Source organism: Ochrobactrum sp. SFR4, from assembly GCF_019730395.1.
GTDB lineage: Bacteria > Pseudomonadota > Alphaproteobacteria > Rhizobiales > Rhizobiaceae > Pseudochrobactrum.
The window spans coordinates 1-230 of the sequence record NZ_JAAPBB010001485.1; the positions used below are offsets into that span (position 1 = coordinate 1).

General features: G+C 47.8%; 1 protein-coding gene. It reads left to right on the top strand.

Annotated features, from left to right (window positions below; translation table 11 throughout):
• Positions 1–27: 27 nt before the first annotated feature.
• Positions 28–230, top strand: a 203-nt coding sequence (locus tag HBA93_RS23965) for a TPM domain-containing protein (RefSeq protein ID WP_286202185.1), incomplete at its 3' end; no start/stop codon positions are given.

Sequence of the window (230 nt, forward strand, 5' to 3'; positions counted from 1 at the left end):
TCTGTATTGAAGATGCTTTTTGTGGTCATGCTGATGGCATTGGCGAGTGTTGCTCATGCACAAAGCACGGATAAACCGGCAATTGCTTTGACAGATCGTGTGGTGGATGCCGCTGGCGTTTTGTCTTTTGCACAACAGCAGGAACTGATTGCCAAGCTCAGCGCTTATGAAAAAGAATCCTCCGATCAGATTGTGGTGGCAACGGTTCCAAGCCTCAATGGCATGGATAT